Source organism: Dawidia soli (genome assembly GCF_018598185.1).
Taxonomy (GTDB): domain Bacteria; phylum Bacteroidota; class Bacteroidia; order Cytophagales; family Cyclobacteriaceae; genus Ohtaekwangia; species Ohtaekwangia soli.
Genome location: NZ_JAHESC010000091.1, coordinates 1 through 9,973, shown reverse-complemented (window position 1 = coordinate 9,973; position 9,973 = coordinate 1). Strand labels below are relative to the sequence as shown.

Genomic DNA, 9,973 nt, shown 5'->3' with positions numbered 1-9,973 from the left:
TGTAGTGCATGTATACTTTTGTGGGGGTGGTTTTGGTAACGGGTTTAGGGCCGGTGTTGGGTTGGGTGTCGTCGGAAGCGCAGGAGAGTAGGATCGTGAGGGTGATCACGAAAAATATCACTGCTGACGTATATCTTTTTTTCATTTCTGTTTGACCTGTGGCCTTTTAATTTTCTTCGCCGGTCTGGAGACCGGGGCAATGGTCGGCACGAGTCGCCCTCCCTCCGGTCGGAAGACTCGCGCCAGGTGCCACGTGTAGCGGCTTCGCCTCTACTCCCCTCCAACTAATAACCTGTGCTGGGTACGACGGCTTTGTTGTTGTCTACTTCGGCTAGTGGAACCGGGTAGTAGTAGTCTTTGTCCTGGTATACGATCTCGCCGCCGGTGATGCGTTTGTCGTTGTACTTCAGTACCTCTTCCTGTACGATCTTCCATCGGACGATGTCGTACCAGCGGTGGCCTTCGGCGAAGAGCTCGCGGAAACGTTCTTCGCGGATGGAGTCGCGGAGCTGTGTGCCGGCCAGGCCGGTGTAGTCCACGGACGGTGTGGGCGTGTCGGGGTCGGCGTTGTAGGCGCGGCGGCGGACCTTGTTCATGTACTCGGCGGCCACAGTGTTCTGGTTTTCGTGGTTCATTACTTCGGCGTACATCAGGTATACATCGGCCAGGCGCATCATGTGGTAGTTGGTGCCGCTATTGCGGTTGGTGGCGATGACCGAGTAGTCCTTTGGCGAATACTTCCGGAAGCTGTGACCGGTATAGTTAAAGTCACTGGATCCGACCGGCTTCATCTTGCCTTCGACGTCGGCTGCAGAGTCCGTGGGCGCATAGGTACAGATCTTCAGCCGCGGGTCACTGCCAAAGCGGGCAATGTTTACGCCGTGCGGGGTGCAGTTGCTCCAGCCCCGGCCGGGAGCAGCGATCACCAGCGCGATGCCGGAACCGAGGCCGTTCTCCCAAATATTCTGTTGCATGTCTACACTATAGTTGATCTCCCACAGCGACTCTTCGCTAAATTCTTCTTTGCCTTGAAAGAGGCCGTCATACTGCTTGAAGGGCACCAGCGCATAACGGGGGTTGGCGAGCACCTCCTCGAAGTAGGCTCTGGCATGGCTATAATCTTCCATGTAGAGATATACCTGCCCGAGAAATGCTTTGACGCCATATTGGGAGATGCGGGCGATGTTGTTATCATCCCATTGGGCCGGCAGGCCGGCTTCCGCCGCTTTCATATCGGCAACGATCTGCTGGTACACCTTCCCGACGGAGGCCCGGGGATTCATGACGTCGTCGCGCGACTCGGCCACCGTCAGGATCAACGGTACGGCCAATCGCGTGCTGTCGTCGGCGTACGAGGCTTCACCCCACAGGCGTACCATGTGGAAGTATGCGAAGGCACGCAGGAAATGGGTCTCGGCTACGATCTCGTTCAGCCGTTTGGTCTGATCGGTCGTCAGACCCCTGGCGGCGAAGATGGGTGCGTTTTCGAGAATGTCGTTGGCGCGGGCCACGATGCGGTAAAAGCCGCGCCAGGCAATGTATACATTGCCATCGGTCGACGTTACTTCGTTCCGGTTCTGGGCGTTCCAGTAGTCAGACTCGTGCGGCAACGCCAGCAGCGTCTGGATATAAAACGTCTGACCGAACAGGTCGAGGTTCTTCACGGCGTCGTAGGTACCATTCAGCGCCAGGTCGAAATTCGACACGCGGCTGTAGAAGTTATCCGCGCTCAGCTCGTTTTCGTTTTCGACGTCGAGGAAGCTATCCGAGCAACTGCCGAGGAGTATGGCGGCCAGCGTAAGGATCAGGATATAGGATCGTGTTTTCATCGTTGGTCCGGGTTAGAATTGTACTTCCAGTCCGCCGCCATACGTACGCACCATGGGGTAACGGCCATAGTCCACACCGCGGGCCAGGTTGGAGCCGGCCACTTCGGGGTCCATGCCGCTGTAGCGGGTAAAGGTCAGGATGTTGTTGGCATTGACATAGGCGCGTACCTTTCGCAGTTTCAGGCGTGTGAGCAGCTGTGCCGGTACGTTGAAGCCGAGCTGAATGTTGCGCAGCTTGAGGTACGAGCCGTCCTCTACGAAATAGGACGACGGACGGCTGAAGTTACCATTGGGATCACTGGCGATATTGCGCGGGTTGTTGGTGTGACGCTCGGGCGTCCAGGCTTCGTAGATGTCGGTGGTCGTGTTGTTGTCGCCAAAGAAGTTGCGTGTATAGGCCTTGCTGGCGTTAAAGATGTCGACGCCTTGCACACCCTGAAACTGCAACGAGAGATCTACCAGCCGGTTGTAGGAAACACCGATATTGAAAGCATAGGTCATCTTCGGCCACGGGTTGCCGAGATACACGCGATCGTACTCTGCCGTTACTTCGCCGTCGGGCTTATCGTTGGGGCCGCTGATGTCTTTATACATAAAGTCACCGGGGCCGGTGCCCGCCTCCTGGTACAGTCCGTCATCGGCGTAGGTGTTGATGGCATATACATCTGCCGCGGAGTTCAGCATTTGCCGTACGACATAGCCGTAAAAGCTGGAGATGGGATGTCCTGCCTGCGTACGCGTCATGCCGCCCATCTGCAAGCCCGCGCTGCCGCCTGTGATATATTCGTCGCCCCGCAGGGTCTTCATCTCGTTCTTCATGAACGACACGTTGCTGTTCAGGCTCAGCTCAAACTTCCGGATGGGGTGTTTATAACCCAGGTCGATGTCGACACCCGTGTTACGCATGGTGCCGATGTTGATCGCCGGATTGACAGGATCGAAGTTGTGTGTGGCTATCCCGACCGACGGCGGAATGGGCACACCGTATAACAGGTCTTTTGTGTCTTTGATGTAGTAGTCTACACTCAACGCCAGGCGGTTGGAAAAGGCGTTCAGGTCGATGGCGATATTTTTCATATTCACCTCCTCCCACTTCACATTTTTGTTCGGCAGCCGGCTGATATAATACCCTACGACTTTGTTCTTGCCTTCTTTGTCAAATGCGTAGCTCGAGAACTGAGAAGTATACGTCTTCAGATAAATAAAGCTGTCGATGTTGTCGGAGCCCAGCTTGCCCACGCTGCCGCGCAGCTTCAGGTTGGTAATGAAGGGAACATTTTGGAAGAAGCGCTCTTGCGAGATGCGCCAGCCGGCGGAAACCGAAGGGAACACCCCCCAGATATTGGTCGGCCCGAACTTGGGTGCCGACGCATCGCGGCGCACATTTATTTCCAGCAGGTAACGTTCGTCAAAGTTATAGCTCACGCGCCCGAACTGTGAGAGCTGCCGGGCACGGGCGATCGTCTGGCGGTCGGTGATGTTGATGGCCCCGCCGGTCAGGTTGAGGCTTCGCGCTACATCCACCGGAAAGTTCATGCCGATCGCATTAAAATGCTGGCCGTCGTATTTATAGGCTTCGTATCCGCCCATGACCTGTACGTTGTGCCGGCCCATGCTTTTGTTGTAGGTCGCAACCATGTTGCCGGTCAGCGCCAGATCGTTGGCGGTGCCGTATGTAAGCGAAGCGATCGTGTTGCTAAACGAACCATAGCTAAAGGCTTCGTCGAACTTATCGGCCAGATAACCAAGATAATTTATCCCCAATGCCGCACGTACCTGTAAACCTTTTAACGGTCGTGCATCGAGGTATAGATTTCCGTCAACACGGTTCGACTTGCGCAGCTCGTGCTGCTGATACTGTGTCGCGACGGGGTTTGGTCCCTGGAAATACACCGGCCCGCGTCCCCAGCCGCCCCATTGATTTTCAGGATCGCGAACGGGCATGATGGGGATCGAACGGTACGGTATGCCGCCGTTGTAGTTCTCGTCGAAGTTGCTCACCGGGTTTTCTTCGACGCGCGACAGCAGCATGCTTTCCCCCAGCGTAAGCCAGGGCATCAGCTTGAGATCGGAATTCAGGCGAATGCTGTAACGCTTAAAGGCATTGTCGATCAGGATGCCTTTTTCGCTGTCGTGACCAAACGCCAGGTAGAAGCTGGAGTTGTCGTCGCCTTTCGAGATGGCCAGGTCATATGATTGCAGCACGCCGCTGCCGTTATAAAATTCCTTGATCCAATCGGTATCGGCTTCGTAGTTGTCCCACGACGCGTCCGGTGTGCGGCCGGCATTGATGCGCGCTTCCCGCGCGTACTTCACAAAGTCAGCGCTGCCGAGCAGCGTGGGCAGGTTGATGGCCTGTCGTTTGCTGATGGAGCTTTTGGCCACCACCTGCAACGCGCCCTTGCCGCGTTTGGTCGTAACGATGATCACGCCGTGCGCAGCCTTGGCCCCGTAGATCGCCGAGGCGGCGGCATCTTTCAGGATCTCGATCGACTCGACATCGTCGGCATCAAATTGATTGCCGACGTCCATGCGCACGCCGTCGACGATCCAGAGCGGGTCGGTGTTCGAGATCGATCCTACCCCGCGAATGTGAATGGTCGGCTTGTCGCCGGGCGCCCCGCCGTTGCGCGCCACGGTCACCCCCGCCACCATGCCTTGCAAGGCCTGATCGATGCGGAGCTGTGTTTTGTTTTGCATCGCGGCCACTTCCACCGTCGCCACGGCGCCCGATACATTGGAACGTTTCTGTTCGCCATACCCCACCACTACAACTTCTTCCAGCCCGATGATGTCCTCCGTTAGCGTCACCTGGATCGTGCGTTGTCCTTTTACAGCAATCTCTTCGCGCAAATAGCCGATGGCGCTAAAGACGATCACAGACGAGTCGGCCGCATCGAGCGTATAGCGTCCGTCGGCGTCACTCATCGTACCGTTGGTCGTGCCGCGTTGGTAGACGCTGACACCGGGTATCGGTTCGTTTTGGCCGTTGGTGACCCGGCCGGAGACGCTGCGTTGCTGCGCGGCGGCCTGGTGCCCCGGCAAGAGCATCAGCAGCATCCAGGGGATGGTTGCAAGGCTTATGGTATACCGTAAAATTCTTTTCATAGGGATAGGGTTCGGTTAGGCGTAAGCGGTTGAGACCAGTCAGGGCATTTCGTGCAGGCGCACCGCGGCGCCACCGCCCGCGGCGAGCCTGAGCTTGAGCACGGTGCCGGTGTCTACCGCCTGGCGCACGATGTCGAGCGGCAGCGGGTTGGTGTCCCAGTCGGCATTCGCTCCGTCCTGGTATATTTCGGCTTCATATTTCTTGCCGGGCGTGAGGAAGCTCAACGGCACGTCCAGGGTACGGGCTTGCTCGTTAGTGATCGAGCCGATGTACCAGTCATTGCTGTTACGGTCTTTGCGCACCGTGGTGACGTATTCACCGATGACTGCCTGCGGCACGCGGGTCTCTTCCCAGTCGGCGGGCACATCTTCAATAAACTTGAGCGCGGGGTTGCCTTCATAGTTTTCCGGCAGATCGGCGGCCATTTGCATCGGGCTATAGATCACGACATACAGCGCCAGCTGCTTGGCCAGTGTGGTGTGCACGCGGAATGCCCCCGTCGTCTTGAAGCGGATGTCGAAGATGCCCGGGGTATAGTCCAACGGACCGCCCAGGCAACGGGTAAAGGGCAGGATCGTGGGGTGTGACGGCGGGTTGCCATCGCTCCACGCTTCATACTCCGTACCCCGCGCGCCTTCGCGCGTCATCATGTTGGGATAGGTGCGGCGCAGGCCGGTATCTTTTACCGGCTCGTGCACGTCGATCATGACCTTATAGCGCGCGGCCGTTTCCATTACCTTGTGGTAGTGGCGCACCATGAACTGGCCCTGGTGGCGTTCGCCGGCGGGCCGTTTGTTTACATAGCCGGTCTTGAGGCGGTGGATGTCATGCTGTGCGCAGAATTTGAAGGCATCTTCGAGCTGATCTTCGTAGTTACGAACATTACCGCCGGTTTCGTGGTGCGCGATCAACCCGATGTTACGCGCTTTGGCATACGCACTGATGGCATCGATGTCATAGTCCGGGTAAGGTTTGGTGAAATTGAATTTTCCTTCAACTGTCCAGTCGCCTTCCCAACCTTCGTTCCAGCCTTCGGCCAATACCGCCGACAGTTTATGCCTGGCCGCGAAGTCGATAAGCGTCTTCATGTTCGCGGTCGTGGCACCGTGGTTGGGACCGCCCTCCCAGGTATATTTCTTCATGTGCATGCCCCACCACATACCGTTGTATTTACCGGGCTTGATCCACGACACATCGCCGAGCTTGTTGGGCTCGTTCAGGTTGAGAATGAGGTAAGACGTTACCAGGTCGCCGGGCTTCTCGGCGATCTGCAACGTACGCCACGGTGTGGTCATGGGCGCACGGGTCTTTACGCGGTCACCGTCGGCCCACGCGACGAGATCGGCTTTCAATACATGGTTGGATTGACGCGCCAGCGTCATGGAGGCGTAGTCGATCAACGCAGCTTCGTGAATGCTGATGGCCAGCCTCGGCCCTTCCATCGTCAGCGGCGTATGCACCGCTTCGCGCAGCTCGCTGATCTTATTTTTCTGAAACAGGCATTCCGAGTCGATGTCGGTATGATTGGCCGGGATCCACCAGGCATCCAGGTCTTGGGCCAGGGCAAATTCGGTGAGCTCGTCCAGGATCACAAAGTCGGTGAGCTTTTCCTGCCGGGGGATGTCGTAGCGGAAGCCGAGGCCGTCGTCATACACGCGGAACTCCACCCGCACGGTACGCTTCAAGCCACCTTTTTCCCGGAGCGTTACCGTAAGGGCGTTGTAGTGGTTGCGAATGGTTTTTACCTCGCCCCACGGCTGGATCCAGGTCTCGTCAAAAGAGCTCTTTTTTACATCGGCAATGGCAAAGTCACCGTGCAGGGCGGGCTGATCCTTTAATACAAAGCCGAGCCGCGAGGGAGCTACGATCAGCTGCTCATTGCGGTGGACGGTATACGTTGCGACACCGTCGCTGACCTGTAGCCGTACCTGCAAGTTGCGGTTGGGCGACATGACTTCGGCGGGCTGAACTTTGCCTTTGCCGGTTGCGAGACCGGTGACGAGCAGCAGGGCTGCGAGCGGAGCAAAAAAGAGCTTCATACGGTATGGGTAGACAGAGTGTTTGTTTTGCAAACGATGTAAAACGTATTGCTATCGATTGCGTAACAAAGCACGGCCTCTCCTACCGCGGGAAGAATTTTCCCAGTGAAAATGTAAGTTATATTTTGATAGGTATGCGGGTAAGGTGTTAGTGGACAGGTAGTTGAAAAATATACGAGCGCCGGAAAATATAAATGGAGTATAAGGGAATTTGCGGCCTGGAGGGCCGGTTCTTCTGACTGGCGGGTACCCTTGCGAGGTTTTTAGGGGTTAGTCTGACAGGAATTTGATAGGGCTTTAGTACGGCTTTAGTAGGGCTTTAGTAGGGCTTTGATACGGGTAATCCTGGTTGGTAGGGGGAGGCGTTGTGGTTAGAAGTCGGTTCGGAAGACATGCGCGAGGCGCTGGGTCTCGCTGACTGCCCGCCAGCTGCAAACTGGCGACAGTATAGGCACTCCCGATAGCCATCGGGATTCCGCGCTGCGCGCTAAAACTTGCGCCAGAGGCATACCTTGCGCCAGCTGGCGTAAGTTTAGCGCCGATCGGCCAGCTGGCAGCCGGGACCTCGCTGCAGATTAAATCGCTTCGATCTGCATGATGCGGCGTTCGAACTCTTCGTTGGGCACCAACGACTTACTCTTTACGCGGGCTTTGTAGTTATAGATCGTGTTAATAGAGTAATCCAGGATCTTCGCAATCTTCTCGGTGTCGTGAATCCCCATGCGAATCAAGGCAAAGATCCGCAACTCGGTATTCAACAGCTGTCCTTCCTTCAACACGATGCGATCTTCCTCTTTGAAGAAAGAATTGAACGTTGTCACAAAATCCGGAAAGAGCTTCAGGAAGACTTTGTCAAAGCTGAAATAGAGCTCCTCCCGTTCTTTCTTCAAGTTGATGTTGTTCACCACGAACCGGATGTCGTCGTATTTCTTCGCCATCAGCTTATTGTCGATCGCCTGCTTGAACGCTTCGATCTTAACGAGATACTCCGAGTTGATATTAAAATAGAAGCCGATGTACTCTTCTTTTATCTTGTTCGCTTCCATCAGGTGGCTATTGACCTCCTGCAGCAGCGTGTTCGATTCCTGCAAGCTGGCGTTTGCTTCTTTGATGCTCTTGTCCGCCTCCTGAATCTTCTTGAACTGTTTGTAGATAATGACGGCGAAGATGACGGTGATCACCGAGAGGGCGGTGATCACCAGCGCATACGCAAACAGCAGCTTGCGCTGACGGTCTACGGTGTCGAGCTTGTTGCCTTCGATGATGGGGAAGATCGCCGCCACCTGGATCTTGCGGTGGCGCGCGCCGTAGAAGTTCGCGTCGTCCATGGCGTGCTTGACGTAAGCATACGCGCGTGCCACGTCGCCGTCTTTATATAAGAGCTCGGCGAGGTTGAGGATCGCGAGGGTTTCTTTGGTGGACGACCGGTTGTCGGCCATCGACGCCCGGATGAGCATCAGCTTGGCATCTTCGATACGGCCCTGCTGCTGGTAGATGTAGCCCAGGGTGCTGGCCGCGATGGCGAGGGAGGCATCGGTGAGGGTGAAGGCGGAAAGCATGCGTTCGAGATCGGCGGAGGCCGCCTGGAAATTGTTCATGCGCAGATGCTTCATGGAGCGCAAGTGCAGATACTCGCCGGAGCGGGAGCCGATGTAGTGCAGGGCGGAGTCCACGTACTGGTTGCCGAGCTGGGTGTAACGCTCGGTGAAGTATTGGTCGCGGTTGAAGTCCACCAGGTCGTAGTAGGTGCGCGCGAGGACAGCATACAGCTCGGTGTGAATGGTGTCGGGCAAATGCCGTTCGCGTATGGCGTGCAGGGTATCGAGGGCCTCGTTGAACATACCCGACGACAGCAGGATAAACGCCAGCTTGATGCGGGCATAGGCTACGCGGGTGGGATCGTTTGACCGGTAGGCCTCGTGCTGCATGTTGCGTGCATAGGTGAAGGCCGAGTCGTAGATGAACGTCTTGTATTCGCTGTAAATGCGGTCGTATAAAAAAAAGAGGTCTTCCGGACGGGTGTGCCGCTTTTCGGTCATGAGGGCGTCAATACGGGCTTTCTTTTGCCGGATGTACCGGTCGCGGTCGGCCAATACCTGGTCCAGGTCGTTCAGCGCTTCCGAAACGGGCGTTTCGGCATGGGTTATTGACAGTCCCAGTAGTAAAAAAAGCAAGGGCAACAGCCGGCAGGTCATCTCCATTCGATCTTATCAGGTCCAAGATGTTAAAATAAGAATTTTATCGTTACCGAGGACGATTTCGGGAACAGCAATGTGACATAAGCGGTAATGGTGGTGGACGTATATACTATTCACGATGATCGTATCACGACGTCAGTCCGGAGACCGGCCGCATGCGGCGGGGGCTGAGACTCGCACCAGATGCACCTATGAAATATATACTTATTGGGGAAACTTGCCGGATTATTCGGGTATATAAAAAATATTTATACCATTTTGCTAAAATATATTTTACATATACATAGTCAATCAGTATATTCATCATACAATACATCACCGCGTCTTACAACGTTGCCGGTAGTAAACATTAGCTTTTACCGAAGAAGAGCGGGTGGGTATTTCGAGGGATTCGACTTTAATCTTACCGTATATGTTAACCGTACTGTCTTATGCCGTACTGGGTATATTTTTATACCTCAGCGTTTGCACTTTGTACTTCGTCGTTATTGCAATTGCCAATGGCGTGCGGAAGGAGCCCGATTACACCGTTTTCCCTTCCAAGCGAAAGGTGGCGGTATTCATTCCCTGTTATAAAGAAGACACGATCATTCTCGACACCGCCCGGGCAGCCATCAGCCATCCGTACCCCGCGGCCGACTTTGATGTCTTTGTGATTGCCGACTCCATGCACCCGGATACCCTCCGGGACCTGCGTGCCTTGCGCGTCAACGTGATCGAGGTAAGCTTCGCGGTGAGCTCGAAGGCCCGGTCGCTGCACGCAGCGCTCCACTGTGTGGACGAAGCGCGCTATGATAT

At 55.6% G+C, this 9,973-nt stretch carries 5 protein-coding genes; 1 reads left to right on the top strand and 4 read right to left on the bottom strand.

Features of this window, described 5'->3' with window-relative positions; genetic code table 11:
• Positions 1 to 284: 284 nt before the first annotated feature.
• The 4 genes from KK078_RS29910 to KK078_RS29895 all read right to left on the bottom strand — a co-directional run bounded on the left by KK078_RS29910 (position 285) and on the right by KK078_RS29895 (position 9,151).
• Positions 285 to 1,829 (bottom strand): RagB/SusD family nutrient uptake outer membrane protein, encoded by a 1,545-nt coding sequence (locus tag KK078_RS29910; protein WP_254094630.1) that lies wholly within the window; start codon positions 1,827 to 1,829, stop codon positions 285 to 287.
• A 12-nt stretch (positions 1,830 to 1,841) separates the two neighbouring features.
• The gene (locus KK078_RS29905; protein ID WP_254094628.1) at positions 1,842 to 4,937 is read right to left on the bottom strand and encodes a SusC/RagA family TonB-linked outer membrane protein; all 3,096 of its coding nucleotides are present in this window, start codon (positions 4,935 to 4,937) and stop codon (positions 1,842 to 1,844) included.
• A 39-nt stretch (positions 4,938 to 4,976) separates the two neighbouring features.
• Positions 4,977 to 6,977, bottom strand: a complete 2,001-nt coding sequence (locus KK078_RS29900) for a glycoside hydrolase family 97 protein (protein WP_254094626.1) — start codon at positions 6,975 to 6,977, stop codon at positions 4,977 to 4,979.
• 575 nt (positions 6,978 to 7,552) lie between these two features.
• Positions 7,553 to 9,151 carry a DUF6377 domain-containing protein gene (locus tag KK078_RS29895; RefSeq protein WP_254094624.1) on the bottom strand — a complete coding sequence of 533 codons (1,599 nt, stop codon included), beginning with the start codon at positions 9,149 to 9,151 and terminating at the stop codon, positions 7,553 to 7,555.
• Between the two features lie 436 nt (positions 9,152 to 9,587).
• Here KK078_RS29895 and KK078_RS29890 point away from each other — a divergent pair.
• On the top strand, positions 9,588 to 9,973 hold a 386-nt coding region (locus KK078_RS29890; RefSeq protein WP_394370602.1), incomplete at its 3' end, for a glycosyltransferase.